This is a genomic window from Arthrobacter cavernae, from assembly GCF_017368795.1.
Taxonomy (GTDB): domain Bacteria; phylum Actinomycetota; class Actinomycetes; order Actinomycetales; family Micrococcaceae; genus Arthrobacter; species Arthrobacter cavernae.
The window spans coordinates 40,672-60,799 of the sequence record NZ_JAFNLL010000028.1; the positions used below are offsets into that span (position 1 = coordinate 40,672).

At 65.5% G+C, this 20,128-nt stretch carries 19 protein-coding genes and 2 tRNA genes; 4 read left to right on the plus strand and 17 right to left on the minus strand.

What is annotated here, in order from left to right; all coding sequences use genetic code 11:
* Positions 1–93: 93 nt before the first annotated feature.
* The 3 genes from nrdE to nrdH all read right to left on the minus strand — a co-directional run bounded on the left by nrdE (position 94) and on the right by nrdH (position 3,036).
* Positions 94–2,235: a class 1b ribonucleoside-diphosphate reductase subunit alpha gene (gene nrdE / locus J1902_RS12085; protein WP_307794439.1), complete on the minus strand. Its 2,142-nt coding sequence runs from the start codon at positions 2,233–2,235 to the stop codon at positions 94–96.
* Positions 2,236–2,249: 14 nt separating this feature from the next.
* The gene (gene nrdI / locus J1902_RS12090; protein WP_207616508.1) at positions 2,250–2,720 is read right to left on the minus strand and encodes a class Ib ribonucleoside-diphosphate reductase assembly flavoprotein NrdI; all 471 of its coding nucleotides are present in this window, start codon (positions 2,718–2,720) and stop codon (positions 2,250–2,252) included.
* A gap of 73 nt (positions 2,721–2,793) precedes the next feature.
* Entirely contained in the window at positions 2,794–3,036 is a 243-nt protein-coding gene (nrdH, locus tag J1902_RS12095) for a glutaredoxin-like protein NrdH (protein WP_028267421.1), read from the minus strand.
* Positions 3,037–3,532: 496 nt separating this feature from the next.
* Between nrdH and J1902_RS12100 the strand changes: the two genes are divergently transcribed.
* Both J1902_RS12100 and J1902_RS12105 read left to right on the plus strand, forming a co-directional pair.
* Positions 3,533–4,498, plus strand: a complete 966-nt coding sequence (locus tag J1902_RS12100) for a LysR family transcriptional regulator (protein ID WP_242701937.1) — start codon at positions 3,533–3,535, stop codon at positions 4,496–4,498.
* A gap of 50 nt (positions 4,499–4,548) precedes the next feature.
* The gene (locus J1902_RS12105; RefSeq protein ID WP_207616509.1) at positions 4,549–5,055 is read left to right on the plus strand and encodes a DUF2004 domain-containing protein; all 507 of its coding nucleotides are present in this window, start codon (positions 4,549–4,551) and stop codon (positions 5,053–5,055) included.
* Between the two features lie 73 nt (positions 5,056–5,128).
* Here the strand turns inward: J1902_RS12105 and metE are convergent, their stop codons facing one another.
* Both metE and J1902_RS12115 read right to left on the minus strand, forming a co-directional pair.
* On the minus strand, positions 5,129–7,471 hold the full coding sequence (gene metE, locus J1902_RS12110; RefSeq protein ID WP_207616510.1) for a 5-methyltetrahydropteroyltriglutamate--homocysteine S-methyltransferase: 2,343 nt from the start codon (positions 7,469–7,471) through the stop codon (positions 5,129–5,131).
* A 61-nt stretch (positions 7,472–7,532) separates the two neighbouring features.
* Complete coding sequence (locus tag J1902_RS12115; protein ID WP_207616511.1) at positions 7,533–8,501, minus strand: methylenetetrahydrofolate reductase; 969 nt, start codon at positions 8,499–8,501, stop codon at positions 7,533–7,535.
* Between the two features lie 448 nt (positions 8,502–8,949).
* On the opposite strand from J1902_RS12115, the gene J1902_RS12120 reads away from it, so the two are divergent.
* Positions 8,950–9,153 (plus strand): hypothetical protein, encoded by a 204-nt coding sequence (locus tag J1902_RS12120; RefSeq protein ID WP_242701938.1) that lies wholly within the window; start codon positions 8,950–8,952, stop codon positions 9,151–9,153.
* Positions 9,154–9,181: 28 nt separating this feature from the next.
* Here J1902_RS12120 and J1902_RS12125 read toward each other — a convergent pair whose 3' ends face one another.
* The 5 genes from J1902_RS12125 to J1902_RS12145 form a co-directional block, all read right to left on the minus strand.
* Positions 9,182–10,060, minus strand: coding sequence for a carbohydrate ABC transporter permease (locus J1902_RS12125; protein ID WP_372434493.1), 879 nt, complete (start codon positions 10,058–10,060; stop codon positions 9,182–9,184).
* Positions 10,057–10,902, minus strand: coding sequence for a carbohydrate ABC transporter permease (locus J1902_RS12130; RefSeq protein ID WP_242701946.1), 846 nt, complete (start codon positions 10,900–10,902; stop codon positions 10,057–10,059). The genes J1902_RS12125 and J1902_RS12130 overlap by 4 nt, the downstream gene beginning before the upstream one ends.
* A 90-nt stretch (positions 10,903–10,992) precedes the next feature.
* A complete protein-coding gene (locus tag J1902_RS12135; protein ID WP_207616514.1) occupies positions 10,993–12,348 on the minus strand; it encodes an extracellular solute-binding protein in 1,356 nt (451 codons plus the stop codon).
* A gap of 98 nt (positions 12,349–12,446) precedes the next feature.
* Positions 12,447–13,649 (minus strand): ROK family transcriptional regulator, encoded by a 1,203-nt coding sequence (locus J1902_RS12140; protein WP_207616515.1) that lies wholly within the window; start codon positions 13,647–13,649, stop codon positions 12,447–12,449.
* Between the two features lie 182 nt (positions 13,650–13,831).
* Positions 13,832–14,965, minus strand: a complete 1,134-nt coding sequence (locus J1902_RS12145; protein WP_307794438.1) for a class I SAM-dependent methyltransferase — start codon at positions 14,963–14,965, stop codon at positions 13,832–13,834.
* 162 nt (positions 14,966–15,127) lie between these two features.
* Between J1902_RS12145 and J1902_RS12150 the strand changes: the two genes are divergently transcribed.
* The gene (locus J1902_RS12150; RefSeq protein ID WP_207616516.1) at positions 15,128–15,505 is read left to right on the plus strand and encodes a cupin domain-containing protein; all 378 of its coding nucleotides are present in this window, start codon (positions 15,128–15,130) and stop codon (positions 15,503–15,505) included.
* A gap of 80 nt (positions 15,506–15,585) precedes the next feature.
* Here the strand turns inward: J1902_RS12150 and J1902_RS12155 are convergent.
* From J1902_RS12155 to J1902_RS12185, 7 genes are all read right to left on the minus strand, one after another.
* Positions 15,586–15,658: transfer RNA gene (locus tag J1902_RS12155), tRNA-Ala, on the minus strand.
* Between the two features lie 187 nt (positions 15,659–15,845).
* Positions 15,846–15,921 (minus strand) — tRNA-Ala (locus J1902_RS12160).
* 140 nt (positions 15,922–16,061) lie between these two features.
* Positions 16,062–16,463, minus strand: coding sequence for a ribosome silencing factor (rsfS, locus tag J1902_RS12165; RefSeq protein ID WP_207616517.1), 402 nt, complete (start codon positions 16,461–16,463; stop codon positions 16,062–16,064).
* Positions 16,464–16,513: 50 nt separating this feature from the next.
* On the minus strand, positions 16,514–17,749 hold the full coding sequence (locus J1902_RS12170; protein WP_207616518.1) for a hypothetical protein: 1,236 nt from the start codon (positions 17,747–17,749) through the stop codon (positions 16,514–16,516).
* A gap of 7 nt (positions 17,750–17,756) precedes the next feature.
* Positions 17,757–18,428, minus strand: a complete 672-nt coding sequence (gene nadD / locus J1902_RS12175) for a nicotinate-nucleotide adenylyltransferase (RefSeq protein ID WP_307794440.1) — start codon at positions 18,426–18,428, stop codon at positions 17,757–17,759.
* Between the two features lie 4 nt (positions 18,429–18,432).
* Entirely contained in the window at positions 18,433–18,669 is a 237-nt protein-coding gene (locus J1902_RS12180) for a hypothetical protein (protein ID WP_207616520.1), read from the minus strand.
* 83 nt (positions 18,670–18,752) lie between these two features.
* Complete coding sequence (locus tag J1902_RS12185) at positions 18,753–20,123, minus strand: glutamate-5-semialdehyde dehydrogenase (protein WP_207616521.1); 1,371 nt, start codon at positions 20,121–20,123, stop codon at positions 18,753–18,755.
* Positions 20,124–20,128: the final 5 nt, after the last annotated feature.

Genomic DNA, 20,128 nt, shown 5'->3' on the forward strand with positions numbered 1-20,128 from the left:
AGGTAAGCGTACGACGCCGGGCGCATACCCGGCGTCGCACTCTTCAGTTTTTCAGGTGCGGCACTTGCCGCGAAAATCAACCGATATCAGTTGTCATAGCATGCAGGAAACACAATTTTCCACCTCGGTTCCTTCCAGCGCGAGCTGGCGGAGACGGATGTAGTAGAGCGTCTTGATGCCCTTGCGCCAGGCGTAGATCTGCGCCTTGTTGATGTCGCGGGTGGTGGCGGTGTCCTTGAAGAACAGCGTCAGGGACAGGCCCTGGTCCACGTGCTGCGTGGCAGCGGCGTAGGTGTCGATGATCTTCTCGTAGCCGATCTCATACGCGTCCTGGTAGTACTCCAGGTTGTCGTTGTCCAGGTACGGCGCCGGGTAGTAGACGCGGCCGAGCTTGCCTTCCTTGCGGATTTCGATCTTGGCGGCCACCGGGTGGATCGAGGACGTGGAGTTGTTGATGTAGCTGATGGAACCGGTGGGCGGCACGGCCTGCAGGTTCTGGTTGTAGATGCCGTGCTCCATGACGGAAGCCTTCAGCTCGCGCCAGTCATCCTGCGTGGGGATGTGGATCCCGGCGAAGAGCTCGCGGACGCGCTCGGTCTCCGGGGTCCATTCCTGCTCGGTGTACTTGTCGAAGAACTCGCCGCTCGCGTAGGTGGAGTTCTCGAAGCCACCGAAGGTCTCACCGGTCTCGATGGAGAGCTTGTTCGAGGAACGCAGGGCGTGGAACAGCACCGTGTAGAAGTAGATGTTGGTGAAGTCCAGGCCTTCTTCGGAGCCGTAGTGCACGCGCTCGCGGGCCAGGTAACCGTGCAGGTTCATCTGGCCGAGGCCGATGGCGTGGCTCTGGGCGTTGCCCTGGGCGATGGACGGCACCGAGTTGATGAAGGACATGTCCGAGACGGCACTCAGGGCACGGATGGAGGTCTCGATCGAGAGGCCGAAGTCCGGGGAATCCATGGTCTTGGCGATGTTCATCGAACCAAGGTTGCAGGAGATGTCCTTGCCGATGGTCTCGTAGCTGAGGTCCTCGGCGTAGATGGACGGCGTGGAGACCTGCAGGATCTCCGAGCACAGGTTGCTCATGGTGATCTTGCCGGCGATCGGGTTGGCCCGGTTCACGGTGTCCTCGAACATAATGTACGGGTAGCCGGATTCGAACTGGATCTCCGCGAGGGTCTGGAAGAACTCGCGGGCGCTGATCTTGGTCTTCTTGATCCGGGAATCGTCCACCATCTCGTAGTACTTCTCGGTGACCGAGATGTCGGAGAACGGGACGCCGTAGACGCGCTCGACGTCGTACGGGGAGAAGAGGTACATGTCCTCGTTCTTCTTGGCCAGCTCGAACGTGATGTCCGGAACCACGACGCCCAGGGACAGCGTCTTGATGCGGATCTTCTCGTCGGCGTTTTCACGCTTGGTGTCCAGGAATCGGTAGATGTCCGGGTGGTGGGCGTGCAGGTACACGGCACCTGCGCCCTGGCGGGCACCGAGCTGGTTGGCGTAGGAGAAGCTGTCTTCGAGGAGCTTCATCACCGGGATGACGCCGGAGGACTGGTTCTCGATCTGCTTGATCGGGGCACCGTGCTCGCGGATGTTGGTCAGCGAGAGGGCCACGCCGCCGCCGCGCTTGGACAGCTGGAGGGCGGAGTTGATGCCGCGGGCGATCGACTCCATGTTGTCTTCGATGCGCAGCAGGAAGCAGGAGACCAGCTCGCCGCGCTGGGCCTTGCCGGCGTTCAGGAACGTGGGCGTTGCCGGCTGGAAGCGGCCGTCGATGATCTCGTCCACCAGGCGGCTGGCCAGTTCTTCGTTGCCGCGGGCCAAGTGCAGGGCCACCATGCAGACGCGGTCCTCGTAGCGCTCCAGGAAACGCTTGCCGTCGAAGGTCTTGAGCGTGTAGGAGGTGTAGAACTTGAAGGCACCCAGGAACGTCTCGAAGCGGAACTTCTTCTTGTAGGCGCGGTTGAACAGCTCACGGATGAAGTTCATCGTGTACTGGTCCAGGGTTTCGCGCTCGTAGTACTGGTTCTTGACCAGGTAGTCGAGCTTCTCTTCCAGGTCGTGGAAGAACACGGTGTTGTTGTTCACGTGCTGCAGGAAGTACTGGTGCGCGGCCTCGCGGTCGGCGTCGAACTGGATCTCGCCGTTCGGGCCATACAGGTTCAGCATGGCGTTGAGCTCGTGATAGCCCAGGCCCTTATAGGCCTCCGGCAGCGGCTTCTTGGCCGTATCCACGGTCTTGCTCCCGGTTACTTCTGTTTCTGCGACAGTAGTGTCCAAAACTTTTCCAATCCTTGATTTACCCGATCAACGTCTTCGGGCGTCCCCATGAGTTCAAATTTGTATAGATGCGGGACGCCACACTTGGCGGCGATGATGTCGCCTGCCATGCAGTAGTTGTCCGCGAAGTTGGTGTTTCCCGCACCGATCACGCCCCGGATCAGTTCCCTGTTCTGCGGGTTGTTCAGAAACCTGATGACCTGCTTGGGAACCGAACCCTCACCGTTGGTGCCGCCATAGGTGGGCAGTACCAGGACGAAGGGTTCAAGCGCGAGCAGCGGCGCATCCTTGGCATGGAGCGGGATGCGTGCCGCATCCCTGCCCAGTTTCTGGACGAAGCGCTTGGTGTTCTCAGATGTCGAGGAAAAATAGATGAGGTGACTCCGCGTGCTGACAGCTTCCGCTGCATCACGTGCAGGGACTGTTGCCAGCGCCGTCATGGGAGTCACCTCGCCTACATTGAAATTCTTTGCCGTGCCGGCCGGTGCCGTGCCGGCCGGTGTCCGGAGGGACTTAGGCCACGGAAGCCGCGGCCAGGGCCAGCTCTTCGATCTTGTCGGGGCGGAAGCCTGACCAGTGGTCCTGCTCGGTCACCACAACGGGGGCCTGCATGTATCCCAGTGCCTTGAGGCGCTCGAGGGCCTCGGCGTCCTGGGAGATGTCAACGCTCTGGTACGCGATGCCCTTTTTGTCGAGTGCGCGGTAGGTCGCGTTGCACTGAACACAAGCCGGCTTCGTGTAAACCGTAACGGTCATGATCCCTGTCCCCTTAGTTGAAGTCATTGCTCTTCGTATCGGCAGGCCCATCCGGAACTAGTTACTGACTCCGGCGCCCGCTGGGCTGCTGTGGCAGCCATCACGCTCTGTTTGGTCTTGTGCTGGTTTCCCGCCCAATCCGTAAATCGATACTACATGTAGTGCAAGCTCCTCGGTGGGACCCCAAGATGATGTATTACAAGTATGTCATTTAATGCACCGCCCGTCCACAGGCCAGGTGCCTCAAAATGTCCGTGATTCCGCCAAATCCGGAGATGAAATCCACACCCTGTGGATGAGTTAGCCACATTTAAACACCAGCGTGTCGCGTGGATCCCGGCGTGTCGCGACACAATGAAACCCGGCGATTTCTGAGGTGCCCGCCACATCCGGGGAGCCGCCGGGAAGCCCGCGGAGACCGAACTCACACAGCTATGCTGGCTGGGCACGGAATCCGGCCGGCAAGAGCCACGCCGGCAGAGCCAAAGGAACGCTGATGGTCAACCTTCTCCACCTCCGGACCCTGCTGGAGGTGACCCGGCAGGGTTCCTTCGCCGCCGCGGCCACCCAACTCGGATACACGGCGTCGGCCGTCTCCCAACAGATGGCGGCGCTGGAACGCGATACCGGCGTCGAACTCTTCCACCGCTCGGCACGCAGCGTCGTCCCCACCGAAGCGGCCACCACCATGACCCGGCACGCCGCCAAGGTGCTGACCGACGTCGAGGCCCTGCTGGCGGCGGCCTCCAGGACCCACGACTCCCCCGCCCAGGAACTGCGCCTGGGCATCTTCCCCAGCCTGGCCACCTACGTACTGCCGGACATCCTCCGCAATCCGCGCTGGAACACGCTCGGCATCGAACTGCGCGTGTCCGTGGCCGAACCGGCCCAGACCATCCAGGGCCTGCGCAGCGGCGGCGAACTCGATGTCGCCCTCGTCTACCAGGTGGGCCAGTCCGGGCTGGCCTGGCCGCACTCGCTGGAGCGGCAGTGGATCGGCGACGACGACTTCCGCGTGGTGCTGCCGGCGTCCTGGGGAATCCGGGAAGACGCCGAAATGCAGGCGGCCCAGCTCTCGGACATGCCCTGGATCATCCACCACCCGGGCACCAGCGACGCCCTGGTGATCGAACGTCTTTTTGCCAGCTGCAACCTGCACCCACGCGTGGTGGCCTACAGCGACGACTTCCACGCGAGCCTCGAAATGGCCTCCGCCGGACTCGGCGCCGCGCTGGTACCCGAGCTTGCGCTGCGGCGCCGGCCGCCCGGCGTCGTGGTCCTGGACGTGCCGGACATCCGGCTCGCCCGCAACGTCTTCGCCCTGCTCATCAACGAAAAGCGCACGGCACAGGTGCAGCTGTTCACCGAACTGCTGGCCGACACCCTCCGCGGCACACCCGCCCCGGGCCCTGGAAGCGGCGCCGCGGCACGGGCCAAGGCTGCCCCCAAACGCCACACGTGAATTCTGCCAGGATGCTGGAACAGGCCGGTTCTTGGGGCTAGATTGAAGGCATGAGCAAGGTAGCGAGCAAACATTTCGGGGAAATAGAGCTCAACCACGGGCGGGAACACTGTTACGTGGCCTCGCACGAGCTCGCCGGCACCACGCTGGAACTGGACCTGAACGTCGCGGCCCATGACCACTTTGACGAGGCCGCAGTCCACAAGGTGGACTACCGCTTGGGGTATTTGCCCGAGCTCGTGGAACAGGTCCGCGACATGATTGCCGAGGAGCTGGACCAGGACGGCACCAACCCCCAGCAGTTCCTGCATTTCCACAGCACGCAGCTCAAGGAAGAGCAGCTCCAGGCGGTGTTCGGCGTGCGGGACAAGGCCGAACTCACCCATGAGGTGTTCCTCAAGGCCCTCAAGCTCGGCCATGTGGGCATCTACCCCGGCCAGCCGGAACGCTACTTCGTCATGGACTTCACCCTCGGATCGCACTTCACGGACGAACTGCTGGTGGTCTCAGCAGACGAAGACGGTGTGGTGGACGACGAAATCCTCTGGGAATCCTGAGGACTTAAACAACGACGGCGGCCGGTCACCTTCTCAGGTGACCGGCCGCCGCGCTGTTTAGGCGAGGGTCAGGCTACTTTGCGGACTCCAGCAGGCTGGCGCGGACCGTCTGGGTTGCCTTGACCAGGTTGCGCAGGGACTCTTCGGTCTCGGCGTAGCCGCGGGTCTTCAGGCCACAGTCCGGGTTGACCCAGAGCTGGCGGGACGGGACGTGCTTCACGGCGGTGGCCAGGAGTTCGGTAACCTCGGCTTCGCCCGGAACACGCGGGGAGTGGATGTCGTAGACGCCCGGGCCAACGCCGCGGCCGAAGCCGTGGGACTCGAGGTCGTGGACGACCTCCATGCGGGAGCGTGCTGCCTCGATGGAGGTGACGTCGGCGTCGAGGCCGTCGATCGCGTCGATGATCACGCCGAACTCCGAGTAGCAGAGGTGGGTGTGGATCTGCGTGGCGTCGGCTGCACCGGCGGTGGACAAGCGGAAGGAGTCCACGGACCACTTCAGGTAGTCGGCGTGGTCGGCCTTGCGCAGCGGCAGGAGCTCGCGCAGTGCGGGCTCGTCCACCTGGATGACCTTGATGCCGGCAGCTTCGAGGTCCGCGATTTCGTCGCGCAGGGCCAGGCCGACCTGGTTGGCGGTCTCGCCCAGCGGCTGGTCGTCGCGGACGAAGGACCAGGCCAGGATGGTGACCGGACCGGTGAGCATGCCCTTCATGGGCTTCTCGGTCAGGGACTGTGCGTACTCGGCCCAGGCGACCGTGATGGGTGCCGAGCGGGTGACGTCGCCCCAGAGGATGGACGGACGGGTGCAGCGGGAGCCGTAGGACTGGACCCAGCCGTGCACCGTAACGTCGAAGCCTTCGAGGTTCTCCGCGAAGTACTGGACCATGTCGTTGCGCTCGGGCTCGCCGTGCACCAGGACGTCGTAGCCCAGCTCTTCCTGCAGCTCGACGACGCGCTTGATCTCGTCCTTCATGAGCTGCTCGTACTGCGCCGTGGTGAGCTCGCCCTTGTTGTTGCGGGCACGGGCGGAACGGATTTCCGAGGTCTGCGGGAAGGAACCGATGGTGGTGGTGGGCAGCGGCGGCAGGTGCAGGGCAGCTTCCTGGGCGGCTTCACGGACCGAGTACTCGGAGCGGTTGAAGTCGGCTTCGGTCAGGGCCTCGGTGCGGGCACGGACGTCGTCGCGGCGGACGCCTTCAGCGGTGGCGCGGGAAGCGATCACGGCGGATGCTTCGTCAATGGCTGCCTTGGCGGACGCCGGCTCGGCCAGGTAGTCGGCGAGGGTCTTGACCTCGACGGCCTTCTGGTCGGAGAAGGCGAGCCAGCTGCGCAGCTCCTCGGAGAGCTGGGTTTCCTCGGCAACATCGTGCGGGACGTGCTGCGTGGAGGTGGACGTGGAGACGGCGAGCTTGCCGGCGGCGGCCTTCAGCTCGTCCAGCTTGGCGGCGGAAGCGGCGAGGTCGTTGCGCCAGATGTTGTGGCCGTCCACGACGCCGGCAACCAGGGTCTTGTTGCCGAGGCCGGCAAGGGCTGCTGCGGACGGAACTGCACCCTTGAAGACGTCGATGTGCAGGGCGTCGATGTTGGTGGCTGCAAGGGTGCCGAGCTGGCCGTCGAGGGCGCCGTACGGCGTGGAGACGAGGATCTGCGGGCGCTTGGCAGCAGCGGTGAGGACCTCGTAGGCACGGGCAACGGCTGCCTGGATCTCGGCGGCCGGGGTGTCCTGGTCAACAACCAGGGCGGGCTCGTCGAGCTGGACCCAGCTGGCGCCTGCTGCGGCGAGCTTTTCGAGGAGCTGCACGTAGACCGGCAGGATGTCCTCGAGGCGGGACAGCGGGGCGAAGCCGGCGGGGGCGTCGTCGGAAGCCTTGGAGAGCAGCAGGTAGGTGACCGGGCCCACGATGTACGGGCGGGTCTCGATGCCGTTGGCCAGGGCGAATTCGAACTCGTCAACCTTGGCGGTGGAGGCCAGCGTGAACTCGGTCTCCGGGCCGATTTCCGGAACGAGGTAGTGGTAGTTGGTGTCGAACCACTTGGTCATTTCCAGCGGCTGCTGGTCCTTGTTGCCGCGGGCCAGGGTGAAGTAGCCATCGATATCCAGCTGGCCCTCAGCGTTGAGGAGCTTGCCGAAACGGGCCGGGACGGCGCCGAGGTGGGCGGTGGCGTCCAGGACCTGGTCGTAGTAGGAGAACGTGCCCGGGACGGCGGCCGCTTCAGTGAGGCCGAGTTCCTGGAGGCGCTTGGCGATGGTCAGCTGGATGTCCTTGGCTGCGGCGTCCAGCGCGGCGGCGTCGATCTTGCCGGCCCAGTAGGCTTCGATGGCCTTCTTAAGCTCGCGGCGGCGGCCGATGCGCGGGTAGCCGAGCAGCGAGGCTGCCGGGAACGGGGTGGTTGCAGTGGTGTTCTGTTCAGTCATGGCTTTTTCCTTGAAGAAGTGGGTGAAATGGTTGTTTGTCTGTGGGGCCAGGGGGCCAGCGTCAGCTGGCCAGTTCCTGGCGGCGGGCGATCGCGTTGAGCCGGCTGATGGGCCGTGCCGGGCGCGGCAGCGCGAGCTTGTCCAGGACGTCCAGCGCGCAGGCGTGCTCGTTGAAGGTGTACAGGTGGATTCCCGGGGCTCCGGCGTGCAGGGCCGCGTTGGCGAGGTCCACGGTGGCGCGGACGCCGATCCTGCGGCGCTCCGCGTCGCTGTCCGCAGCGGCCAGCCGCTCGATCAGTTCCGGTGCCGGTTCGACGCCGGTGAGCTCGCCGAGCCGCTTGAGGCGGCGCAGGCTGGTCAGCGGCATGACGCCGGGGATGATCGGGATGGTGACGCCGGCCCTGCGGGCACGGGACACAAGGTCCGCGTACTGCTCGGTGTGGAAGAACACCTGGGTGATGGCAAAGTCCGCGCCGGAACGCTGCTTGGCCAGCAGCACCTCGATGTCGTGGCCCTCACTCGGGGACTCGGGGTGGCGGGTGGGGTAGGCGGCAACGCCCACGGCCACCTTGCCGGCGCACAGCAGGGCCGATCGGCGCTGCTCCACGCGGCGGATGAGTTCGATCAGATCCTGGGCGTAGCGCAGTGAGCCGCTGGCAGGCACGCCGCCGTCCTTGGGCAGGTCGCCGCGGAGGGCCAGGATGCCCCGGACGCCGTGGTCGAGCAGCTCGCCGATGATTTCGGCCAGTTCCTCGGGGCTGTTGCCGACGCAGGTCAGGTGCGCCAGCGGACGGAGGGTGGTCTCCAGCAGCAGGCGGTTGATGAGTTCGACGGCGGTGTCCCGGTTGGAGCCGCTGGCTCCGTACGTGACGGAGACGTAGTCCGGATCGGTGGCTTCGAGCTCGCCGATGGTGGTCCAGAGGGATTCGGCGGCTTGCGGGGAACGCGGCGGAAAGAGCTCGTAGGAGAGCGCCACCGGGGCGGTTCCGGCAAGATTCGGATGTACGTCAATAAGGCTAGGAGGTGACATTTGCGTCCTTGGCTTTGGTCAGCGAAAGGGTGGCCGGCACCCGGTGGGGTATATGGCCGCACGATCGATGAATTGAGTTTGGGATACACGCAACGAACTCCAGCAGGACGCAGTCGCGACTGTTACGCCTGGATTGAAGCTGTCCGTGTGCAAATGTCAGGCCCACATGGGGGCACCCACACCCTCCTCTCTGCCCTTGCGAGGCAGATCCAGCGGAGGATCGCTGACACGTTACCGCGGTAACTTGTCTACGACTCTAGGGCGGTGAAACGAGCCGTTCAACTCGGAGGCCGAATTAAGACGCAGTTTTACGACTCATGGAGCCACATTCATGAACTTTGTTCGCCATGACCGGCCACCCGGCCGCCACCCCCCACGCCGGCGCGGCTGCCGAAGCCCGCAGCGGCAGGGTCTCCCCATGGCCGGCCTGCAGGGCTATCCTTTTGCCATGATCCAGCTTCCAGCAAGTTACCAGGAATACCTCGCCGGCAAGAGCGAGCGCTTCATCCAGACCGTCCGCCCCATCCTGATGCAGTCGGCCGCGGACCAGCAGCACGGCGTCCGCGTGTTGTACAACCCCGGACCCACCGGCCACCAGGCGCACCTGGACGATTCGATTCCGTACGGCGAAATCGTGGAGGACATCGACTAGCCGGCCGGCTCCCGCTGCCGCAGCCGGCCTAGCCCTTCATCGCCCCTGACAGTGCGAAGGAGCTCCCCAGGCCCCGGGCCACCACAACGTAGAGCACCAGGACCGGGACCGAGTAGAGGATGGAGAAGGCTGCCAGCTGGCCGTAGGCGATCGCCCCGTGCTGGCCGAAGAAGCTGAAGATGGAGACCGCGGCCGGCTGCTTTGCCGTGGTCAACAGCAGGATGAACGGCACGAAGAAGTTCCCCCAGGCCTGGATGAACACGAAGATGAACACCACCCCCAGGCCCTGCCTCATGAGCGGCAGCACGATGGTCCGCAGGGCAGCCAGTGCGGAGGCGCCGTCCATCCAGGCGGCCTCCTCGAGCTCCACCGGCACCGCATCCATGAAGTTCTTGGTCATCCAGATCGCCATGGGCAGCGTGGTGGTGGCCATGAAGAAAATCGTGGCCGGCATGGAGTCCAGCAGGTGCAGCTGCACGAACAGCCCGTAGACGGGCACCATGATCGCCGTGACGGGCAGCGAGGTCCCGAACAGCACCGAATACATGAAGGGCCTGTTGAACCGGGACTGGTACCGGGACAGCGGATAGGCCGCCAGCACCGCGGCGACCAGGTTCACGACGGCGGTCCCCGCGGACAGCAGGAAACTGTTCGCCAGCGGCTGGAACAGGAGCTCCGGCGTCAGCACCGCCTGGAAATTCGCCAACGACGGCGCTTGCGGCCAGCGCGTCTGGTATCCGGCCTGGGGGTCCGCGGCGGCAAGGACCAGCCAGAGAAGGGGAAGGGCAAAGCAGGCGCCGATCACGGCGAGCGCGATGTCCGCAGGGAGCCGGGCCCGACGGCGGGCGCTGCCGGCCGCCGTCGGGCCCGGTGCCGGCGGACGGACGGTGCGGCGCAGCATCGTCATGGCCGCTTCTCCCGCAGGAGCCACACATAGGCGGCGCCGAACACCACTCCGATGAGGATGAGCACGGAGGCGATGGCTGTGCCGTAGCCGATGTCGCCGAACTTGAAGGCCTCCTGGTAGGCCAGCACGGGCAGGGTGGTGCTGGCATTGGCCGGGCCGCCTGCCGTCATGACCCAGATGAGCGTGAACACGGCGAGGGTCTGCAGGGTGATGAGCATGAGGTTGGTGGCGATGCTGCTCCGGATCAGCGGCACGGTGACGAACAGCAGCCGCTGCCAGCCGCGGGCCCCGTCAACCAGGGCAGCTTCCGAAATGTCCTGCGGCACCTCGGCCAGGGCCGCGCGGTAGACGAGCATCGAGAAGGCCGTGCCGCGCCAGATGTTTGCCAGGACGATCGCCATCAGCGGGAACGAGTAGAGCCAGTTGGTGCCCCCTGCGCCCACGGGCGCGAGCAGCTGGTTGAGGGTCCCGTCCTTGCTGAACCAGGCATAGGCAGCGAAGGCTGCCACGATCTCCGGCAGCACCCAGGAAGCCACCACCGCGATGCCCACTACCGACGAGACCGGCCCGCGGGCGCGCGTCATCAGCAGCGCAATGACGAGGCCCAGCAGGTTCTGTCCCAGGATCGCCGAGGCCACCACGAACACCAGGGTCAGCCACGCGGACAGCGGGAACGACGAGTCGCCCAGCATCCGCGCATAGTTGTCCAGTCCGGTCCACTGCGGGTCCCGGGCTCCCCTGCCGGACAGGGAGGCATCCGTGAACGAGGCGTAGAACGACCACAGAACCGGGGCCAGGAGAAACAGCAGAAGCAACACGATGGAGGGCACCACCGGCAGCATCCTCAGGCCGCGCTGCACGGCGGACCGGGGACGGCGTCTTGGGCGGCCGCCCTCCCCGGCACGGGGCAGGGCGCTAGGGGAAGCCATGCGTCATTTCTTGAGCACCTTGGCGGCGCCCACCAGCTTCTCAACGGTCCGGTCGTACTCGGCAGCAGCGTCGGCGGGGCTTTGCTGGCCAGTGATGACGGATTCCGTTGCCACCTGCACGGCGGTGGAGATCCGCGGGTAGTCGGCCGTGGCCGGGCGGTAGTGCGTCACTGCCACGAGCTCCGAGACGTCCTTCACGAACGGGTTGGCCGCCTGGTAACTGGGCTCGGCGGCCACGTCCTTGCGGACCGCGATCTGCGAGTTGTTGATGTCGAAGGCCAGGGCGTTTTTCTTGCTCACGGCGGTGGCCAGGTAGTTGAACGCGAGCTCGGGGTCCTTGCTCTTGGCGCCGACGGCCAGCGTCCAGCCGCCGGACATGCTCACCCCGCCGGGCGCCTGGCCCTTCTGCGTGGGGAACCGGGCAACACCCATGTCCTGCGTGTAGCCGGCCCACTCGTAGATGCCGCCCTTTTGCCAGAACGACGGCGTGTAGGAGCCTTCCACGGTGGCGCCCATCTTGCCCTGCGGCAGCCATTCGCCGAAGACCCTCTTCCACACATTGGAGTCAAGCGCTTCCGCCGGTGTCACCGCGAGCTGTTCGTCGTAGAGGGTCTTCAGGAAGGCGAGGGAGTCCGTGAAGCCCTGGGAGCCGACCACCCACTTCTTCTCGTTCTCGTCATAGAGCGTGCTTCCGGTGCCGTAGAGCAGTTCGTAGAAGCTCTGCATGACGGTCCCTTCGCCCGTGCCCTTGCCGGCGTACATGTTGAAGGGAATCAGCGTGGGATCGGCGGCCTTCATCTTGCGGGCCGCGTCCAGGATCTCGTCCCAGGTGGTGGGCTGCCACGGCACGAGGATCCCGGCCTTCTGCAGGACGGTCTTGTTGTACCAGATGGCCCGGGTGTCGGTTCCGAGCGGCACGGCGTAGATGCCGCCGTCGTCTCCACGCCCTGCGGCCTTCGCCCCTTCGTTGAACTGGGACCAGTCGTCCCAGTTCTGAAGGTAGCCGTCCAGCTTCAGGAGGTATCCGGCGTCGACATCGGAGCGGACCTTGAAGGTGTCCTCATAGAAGACGTCGGGGGCCGTGTCCTCGGAACGCTGGGCGAGGGCGAGCTTGGTGCCGTAGTCGTCGTCGTTGGCCTGGATGGGCTGCAGCTCAACGGTGACTCCGCCGTAGGCGGCCTCGAATTCCTTCTTCGCTTCCTGGAGGACTTCATCCAGGGCGGTAAAGGAGTCCGATTTTTGGTAGATGACCTTCAGGGTCTTGCTCTCCGGCCCCTCCGGCGTCGGAGAACAGGCGGTTACCACCAGGAGGGCCGCAACGGCGGCTAGGGTTGCGGCGAACCGCGCTGGACGGTGCATGGTGCTCCATTCGGTGAAAGCGGCTGCAGCCCCCCACTTCAGCTGGCCCAGCCTTTGCGGATATTCAGATGTGGTCCGCCGGTTGCGGGCAGGGAGAGTCACCCTTCCAGGAGGAGCCTCTGGGCGCGTGGCGCCAGCGTGTGTTCCAGAACCAGGCAGGCCGCGCCGATCGCGCCCACGTCCTCCCCCACGCCGGTGCCGACGACTTCGATGCTGTGGATCCGCCGGGCGGCACTGTTTTCCTCGATGATGCCCGGCACGCGCTGCAGGAAATATTTGGACATGCGGCCCCAGAACGGACCGCCGAAGACCACCCGTTCCACGTCCAGCGTGTTGGTCACCACGGCCGCGGCGCGTCCGACGAGGACGGCGGACCTGTCCAGGATGGCAATGGCTTTCTCGTCCCCGGCATCCGCGGCGTCGCACAGCCTGGCAAAGTACTCCTGCACGTCGGGCCCTTCCGTGCTGTTGCGGTTGCCGTCCAGGATGCCGGCGGCCTCGGCCTCGGCCACGACCACGACGGGGATGCAGGAGGACTTCACGCAGCCCCGGAGCCCGCAATCACACTGGGGACCGCCGGGGTCCACGATGATGTGGCCGATCTCGCCGGCGTTTCCGGAGGTGCCGCGGATGACTTCGTCGTTCAGGACGATCCCGCAGCCGATGCCGGTGCCCATGTACATGAAGATGAAACTGCCGGTGCCGCTCTGGCCGCCGGCCCACGTTTCGGCCACGGCGGCGCTGGTGACATCCTTGTCCACGAGCGTTTCCATGCCGGTGGCCTGCGCCAGGGCCTCACGGATGCGGACCCTGTTCCAGCCCTGCAGCAAGGGCGGGTCAACCACTGATCCCTCGTCGAGGTCGATCGGGCCGGGGACGGCCACGCCGAGGCCCGCGACCTTCGCCGGATCCACGCCCGAGTCCTGGATGAGTATCTTGATCTCGTCGGCGATGGTGGTGATCACCGTTGCGGGGTCGCTGCCGGCCGGCGTCGCCATCCGGGAATGCTTGACGACGTCGCCCACCAGGTCGAGGACAACGAAGGTGATGACCGCAGGGTCGAGATGGACGCCGATGGCGTACATGCCGGAAGGGTTCAGGCGCAGGATGGTGCGTGGCTTCCCGGGCCCCGTGCCCTCCTTGCCGGCTTCGACAATCAGATGCTGGTCCAGGAGCCTGCGTGAGATGTTCGAAATTGTCTGCGGCGACAGCCCGACAATCTGTGCCAGTTCCACCCGGCTCAGCCCGCCGCTTGTCCGCCTGATCGCGTCCAGGATGACGGTCAAGTTGAAGTCACCCATCCGGGGCAGATTCGTTCCGCGCCTCGGTGTCGGCTGCCGGATCTCGGTCACTGAATCCCCTAAGTCATTCGGAAAAGTATTCGCCATATATTTGGTGTCTGCATCGTACGATACCCCTGACCGTCCCGGTACTTCCACACGCTGGAGGAACCGTACGGCTTGTGATGTTGGGCCTGAAGCGGTCAGCGGCGGACGCTCCGGGTCACCGTGAACTTGGGGTTCCGGCCTTCCTCGGTGGTGGGGCCGATGAGCCGTTCCAGCGCCGGACGGTACTGCAGGTGGCTGTTGTAGACCGTCCACAGCTCACCGCCAGGCTCCAGGACCCTGGCCGCAGCCTCGAACATCTTCAGGGCGGCGCCGGCGTGGACGCTGGCGCCCAGGTGGAACGGCGGGTTCAACAGGATGAGGTCCGCGCTTCCGGCGTCGAACGTGGACATGGCGTCGTCCTGGACCACGGTGATGCGCGACGCCAGTCCGTTGGCGGCCGCGGTTGCCCTGGCCGAGGCGACGGCGGCGGCCGACTGGTCGGTGGCCGTGATGTGGGTGCCCGGCCGGCTCTTGGCGTACATCGTGGCCAGGATGCCGGTGCCGCAGCCGAGATCGATCGCATGGCGTGCGTCCGGAAGCCGGTCCAGGAAGCCGAGCAGGAACCGCGTGCCGATGTCCAGGCGGGTCCCCGAGAAGGCTGCGCCGTGGGCGCAGACCGTAATGCCGAGTTCGCTGTTCTCCTCGGACACCGGGAACGGCGGTTCCGCCGGTACGGCCTTCCGCTGGGTCGCCACCAGGATCCGGGATTTGCGCTGCGCGAGCTGGGGCTGGACCGAGCCAAAACTCTGTTCAAGGACGGCGTTCATGCCCAGGGACATGTGCTTGACGCGGCCCCCGGCGAGCAGGACCGCACCCGGGGCAGCAAAGCGTGCCACGGCGTCGGCGATTTCCTCCAGCTCGGCAAGCGCCTTGGGCAACTGCAGGAGCACTACCTCGGCGCCGTCCAGCAGTGCGGCCCCCAGGCCGAGCTGCTCGAGGCGGCCGGACAGGCCGGCGGCCTCTGCGTTGCGCTGCAGGGCCAGCCTGCCCGTGTACAAGTCCTGGGACACCCGGACATGCCCGACGCCGAGGACCGCCAATGCGCCGAGCGTCAGGGCACCGTACCGGTCACCGATCACGGCAACGCGGGTTTCCGGCCCCGTGACGTATCCGGCAGCGGTTTCGAGGAGGAACCTGTCCGTGGCGTCATGGGCCTGCAGGTTCGCCGCCTCGACGTCGGGGAAGCGGCGGAGGCTGCCGAACAAGGCATCAAGATCCAATGGGGTCACGCTGAACTCGGGCCTACTTTCGCTTTTGGGGACGTGCGGGAATGGTCCGCGGCCTCCGACAATCTATCCCCGCGCTATCCCCCGCGGAAACTCTCGACAACACGATCGCTGCGGAGGATGGTTGAGAATGCCAGTGATTCCTTCCACCCCTGTGAGCAAACCATGACTGTCAATGTTGTCACGCAGCTTGAAGTGAAGTCGCACAACTCCCCCGACGAAACGCGCCGCCCGGACAAAACCGTGCTGGAGATCGTCACTGTGGGGGATTACACCATCGGCCGTGCCACGTTCGAACCGGGCTGGACCTGGGCCGACTGCATCAAACCGGTGGTCCAGACCGATTCGTGCCAGCTCAGCCACGTCGGCCACTGCCTTTCCGGGTCCCTGGAGGTCGAGACCGACGACGGCCGGAAGATCAGCATCACCAAAGGAGATTCGTACACCATCCCGCCGGGCCACACCGCCTGGGTTGTGGGCGACGAGGGCTTCTCGGGCATAGAGTTCCTGAGTGCAGCAGAATTCGCAGTGAAGCCGGAGTAGCCACCGTCTCCCGTTCCTGCCGCGGCAGTGCCCGGAAAACCGAAAGACCCCGCTCAACGAGCGGGGTCTTTCTTCCAGAGTGGAGCTGAGGGGACTCGAACCCCTGACCCCCTGCATGCCATGCAGGTGCGCTACCAGCTGCGCCACAGCCCCGGACTTGCCGCTTTCCGGCCGGTAGATTTCTCTTCCCGTCGAAGCAACTCATCAATACTAAACCACAATGGTGTGAGATGCGAAATCGGCCGGTTTGGGCACCGCCCTGGCCTGATTCCGGAAACGGGTTGTTAAACAAAAACGACTCTGCCCGGCTCGTCAATTCACGAACCGGGCAGAGTCTCTATGGTGGAGCTGAGGGGACTCGAACCCCTGACCCCCTGCATGCCATGCAGGTGCGCTACCAGCTGCGCCACAGCCCCATATTCTTGCTGCTTCACAGACATGCGTCCGGCCTTTCAGCCTTTCACGGTTTCGGATCTCTCCGAAGCAACTCAAATATCTTAGAACAGCATTTCCGAAAATTCCAAATCGGGCATATTCGGGTGCCTGGCCACCGTTGTTACCCGGCGTCCTCGGCTGCGGGAGCCTTCACGGAAGGGTCGTCGCCGAGCTCCAGGTCCACCACGGGGCAGTCCTTCCAGAGGCGGTCCAGGGCGTAGAAAACACGGTCCTCTGCGTGCTGGACGTGAATGACGATGTCGGCGTAGTCCAGGAGCACCCAGCGGCCCTCCGAACGGCCTTCACGGCGGACCGGGCGAAGGTCCTGCTTAAGCAGCTCTTCCTCGATGCCATCAACGATGGCGTTGACCTGCCGCTCCGTGGGAGCGGAAGCGATCAGGAAGACATCAGTCAGGGCGAGACGTTCACTGACGTCCAGGGCCACGATGTCCTCGGCAAGCTTGCCGGCCGCCGCGTGGGCGGCGTCGCGGGCCAGGGCTATGGATGTTTCATGTGCAGTCACGGGACTCCTTGTTGTGGCGAATAGCCTGTTGGGTGGCCTAAGCCGTTGTGTCAGCGGGAAATGCCGCTGGTGATCATGACGACGCCTGCAACCAGGGCGACGATTCCGAGGGCAAGCACGAGCAACTGGATCATCCGGTTACGCTGGGCGCGGCCCAGGCCTGCAGTGTTGGCGTCCAACGGCTCCAGACCGTATGCCGAACTGGCCGCAATCGGGGAATGCAGGGGCTCGTCTTCGCCGGCCTGAGCCGCCGACGCAGGGCGGTTCTGCGCCGACTTCGCCGCAGCTTCGGCACGCGCCAGGACGCCTGCGCGGCCCCGTGCCGGGCCCGGCTTGGCCGGCTTGACCGACGATGGCTTGACGGACTCAAGAGCCGGTCCCTGCGAAGTAATGACCGGCACGAAGGTGGTGCTGGGCGGCTTCATGACCGGCCGGTCCACGCCGGGAACCTTGACGAATTCGAGGGGCGTGACCATGGCCAGGTTGCTGGCCGCCGAAGGATCCGCCGCTACGGGCGCCGGAAGCTGGTTTTGCTCGGCAAGTTTCTGTTTGGCCGCGGCCCGCCGGTTCAGGACAGCGGCGCGCTCCGCCAGGGCGATCTGCTGGGCCAGGATCTCAGGATCCACAGCCAGCGGGTCTTCCTCGGCGATGTGTTCAAGCTTCGCCGCCTGGTTCTCCACCTGGGCGGCGATGAGCTGACGGACGGCCAAGGCCTGCTCAACGGACATGTCCGCGGGCGTCGGTCCCGTTACGGGCGCAGCCGGCTTGGCTGCGGCCGCTGCAGGGCTCGAACTGCCGTCGCCGTCCTTGCCCGCGTCGCTGCCGCCGGCAACCGCAGCGGGCGCAACCGAACCATGCACAGCCGCGCCCGGCACCGTGGGTACTGCGGAGGTTGCCGGGGCAATCTCCGCCTGGAGCTGCTGCAGGCGGAGCTGGCGCCGCGTGGGCGGCCCCCCGCCGGACAGCTGCTCTTCCTTGTCCGCGAGTTCCTTGATGGTGCGCAGCGCAGCACGGTCGCGCGCGCGGATCTGCGAGGATCGTTCAGTTGCAGGCGACGACGTGACAGCGTCAACAGGGGCCCCAGCCACGCGGCGAACCCTGCCTGTAACAGGCTGCGAGGAGGCCTCCGACACGCCGCCCGAGACAGTAGCACCGGCAGCACCGGCGTCGGGGGCTTCGGCGTCGGGGGCTTCGGGGCCACCGGCGCCCGGCTCCTGCTCGAGGCGCTCATCCCGGGCGCGGCGGAGCTCGCGTCTGCTACGGATGGGTGGCTGTTGCTGGCTCATTCAAAACTCATTCAGTACGTGCTTGGTCGTCTGATCCGGACAGGACGAGCGTCGGCTCTCCCGCCCCGGGCTGTGCTGCGTACAGCCCATACTTGGCGATGTACTGCACCACGCCGTCCGGCACCAGGTACCAGACCGGGTTGCCGGAACCCACGCGGGCGCGGCAATCCGTGGAGGAGATGGCCATGGCGGGGACTTCGAGGAGGCTGACGTCCTCACGGCCCATGTCGTCAAGGACATGTCCCGGCCGGGTGACGCCGACGAAGTGCGCCAGGGACCAGAGCTCGTCCACGTCTTTCCAGGACAGGATCTGCGCGAGGGCGTCTGCTCCGGTGATGAAGAACAGATCGGCATCCGGGCGCAGGGTCTTGAGGTCCCGGAGGGTGTCAATGGTGTACGTGGGACCGGGGCGGTCCACATCCACGCGGCTCACCGTGAAGTTGGGGTTTGAAGCCGTGGCGATGACCGTCATCAGGTACCGGTGTTCCGGTTCGCTGACGTGCTTGCTGGTCTTCTGCCAAGGCTGGCCCGTGGGCACGAATACGACTTCGTCGAGATCGAACTTGGCGGCAACTTCACTGGCAGCCACGAGGTGGCCGTGATGGATGGGATCAAAGGTTCCACCCATCACGCCCAGCCGGAGCCTGCGCTCCGACTCCCCGCGCCGTGATGCGGCAATAATGTTAGTGGCCCTGCCGGTGGGTGTGCTTGTTGGGGTGCTGGCGGTGCGGATCCGAGTGCTCTTCGGCAATCTCGTTGCGCTTGCCGAGGTTGGAGTAGGACAGCGTGACGAACATCAGGACCAGCAGAATGGTGAACATCGCGACAAAGAAGACCCACGGCTCGGCCCACAGCGGGGCGCGTTCATGACCACCTTCGGTCTGCGCGGCGATTGACGTGGCGATCTGCTGGAACAGCATTTTCTCCCCTAGTGAGTTCTCAAAAATTTTCGACGGCGGAGTTTCCTGCCGTTCGCGGACTTCTGTTCTATGTTACCGCGTTGTCAGGCGCGGACTTGGCCTTCACCCTGGACGATCCACTTGGTGGTGGTCAGTTCCGTAAGGCCCATGGGACCGCGGGCGTGCAGCTTCTGCGTGGAGATTCCGACCTCGGCACCGAGCCCGAGCTCGCCGCCGTCGGTGAAACGGGTGGACGCGTTCACGATGACCGCCGCGGAATCGACCTCCGCGATGAACCGCTCGGCATTGGCGAGGTCGTTGGTCAGGATGGCCTCGGTGTGGCCGGTGGTCCACCTGCGGATGTGCTGGACGGCTTCATCCAGGTTGTCCACCATGGCCACCGCCAGGTCAAGATCCATGTACTCCGTGGCCCAGTCCTGGTCGTCGGCCGGCACGGTCTCGACCTCGCTGCCCAGGGCGGCGGCAACGCGGCCGTCCACATGGAGGGTGACGCCCGCGGCCCGCAGGGCGGACGCGACGGCGGGAAGCACCGTGGAGCGCGAGTGCACCAGCAGGGTCTCCACCGTGTTGCAGACGCTGGGGCGCTGGGTCTTGGCGTTGAGCAGGATGTCCACGGCCATTTCCTCGCCGGCGGACTCGTCGATGAAGATGTGCACGTTGCCCTCGCCGGTCTCGATGACCGGAACAGCGGAGTTCATCACGACTGTCTGGATGAGCTCGCGTCCGCCGCGCGGGATCAGCACGTCCACCCGGCCACGGGCGCGCATCAGCACGTTGGCGCCGTCGCGGCCGTACTGGTCCACCGTCTGGACGGCGTCGGCGGGCAGGCCCACGGACTCCAGCGCATCGCGCAGGATGAGCACCAGGGCGGAGTTCGTGTGGGCGGCGGCGGAACCGCCGCGCAGGATGACGGCGTTGCCGCTCTTGAGGGCGAGCCCGGCGATGTCCACCGTGACATTGGGGCGGGCCTCGTAGATGGCGGCCACCACACCCATGGGGACGTTGACCTGGCGAAGGCGCAGTCCGTTCGGGAGGGTCTGGCCCCGGACCACGTTGCCCACGGGGTCAGGGAGGCCTGCCAGGTTTTCCAGGGCGGCCACCAAACCGTCGATGCGGGCAGGGGTCAGGGTGAGCCGGTCCAGGAGCGCGGCGGAGGTACCGTTCTCGCGGCCCGCGGCGACGTCCTTCGCGTTGGCGGCCAGGATGCCTGCCTGGTTTTCCAGCAGCTTGGCGCCGATGGCACGCAGGGCGCGGTCTTTCCAGGCACGGTTGGCCTGGGCCATGCGGCGGGCCGCCTTGCGCGAACGGTCGGCAATGGCATGGACCGCAGACTCGATGGATTCCGGCGTCAGCGGCTCGCTTGCGGCAGCAGGGCTTTCCGGCGCAATGCCGGCAAGGCCGGACACAACAGCGTCGGAAATCACAGGGCTATCGGGCGTGAGCGCTTCAGTCATGTTCC

Coding starts and splice junctions, on each gene's coding strand:
- nrdI (WP_207616508.1), bottom strand. CDS start 2,720: ATGACGGCGCTGGCAACAGTCCCTGCACGTGATGCAGCGGAAGCTGTC.
- nrdH (WP_028267421.1), bottom strand. CDS start 3,036: ATGACCGTTACGGTTTACACGAAGCCGGCTTGTGTTCAGTGCAACGCG.
- J1902_RS12100 (WP_242701937.1), top strand. CDS start 3,533: ATGGTCAACCTTCTCCACCTCCGGACCCTGCTGGAGGTGACCCGGCAG.
- J1902_RS12105 (WP_207616509.1), top strand. CDS start 4,549: ATGAGCAAGGTAGCGAGCAAACATTTCGGGGAAATAGAGCTCAACCAC.
- metE (WP_207616510.1), bottom strand. CDS start 7,471: ATGACTGAACAGAACACCACTGCAACCACCCCGTTCCCGGCAGCCTCG.
- J1902_RS12115 (WP_207616511.1), bottom strand. CDS start 8,501: ATGTCACCTCCTAGCCTTATTGACGTACATCCGAATCTTGCCGGAACC.
- J1902_RS12120 (WP_242701938.1), top strand. CDS start 8,950: ATGATCCAGCTTCCAGCAAGTTACCAGGAATACCTCGCCGGCAAGAGC.
- J1902_RS12125 (WP_372434493.1), bottom strand. CDS start 10,060: ATGACGATGCTGCGCCGCACCGTCCGTCCGCCGGCACCGGGCCCGACG.
- J1902_RS12130 (WP_242701946.1), bottom strand. CDS start 10,902: ATGCTGCCGGTGGTGCCCTCCATCGTGTTGCTTCTGCTGTTTCTCCTG.
- J1902_RS12135 (WP_207616514.1), bottom strand. CDS start 12,348: ATGCACCGTCCAGCGCGGTTCGCCGCAACCCTAGCCGCCGTTGCGGCC.
- J1902_RS12140 (WP_207616515.1), bottom strand. CDS start 13,649: ATGGGTGACTTCAACTTGACCGTCATCCTGGACGCGATCAGGCGGACA.
- J1902_RS12150 (WP_207616516.1), top strand. CDS start 15,128: ATGACTGTCAATGTTGTCACGCAGCTTGAAGTGAAGTCGCACAACTCC.
- J1902_RS12170 (WP_207616518.1), bottom strand. CDS start 17,749: ATGAGCCAGCAACAGCCACCCATCCGTAGCAGACGCGAGCTCCGCCGC.
- J1902_RS12180 (WP_207616520.1), bottom strand. CDS start 18,669: ATGCTGTTCCAGCAGATCGCCACGTCAATCGCCGCGCAGACCGAAGGT.
- J1902_RS12185 (WP_207616521.1), bottom strand. CDS start 20,123: ATGACTGAAGCGCTCACGCCCGATAGCCCTGTGATTTCCGACGCTGTT.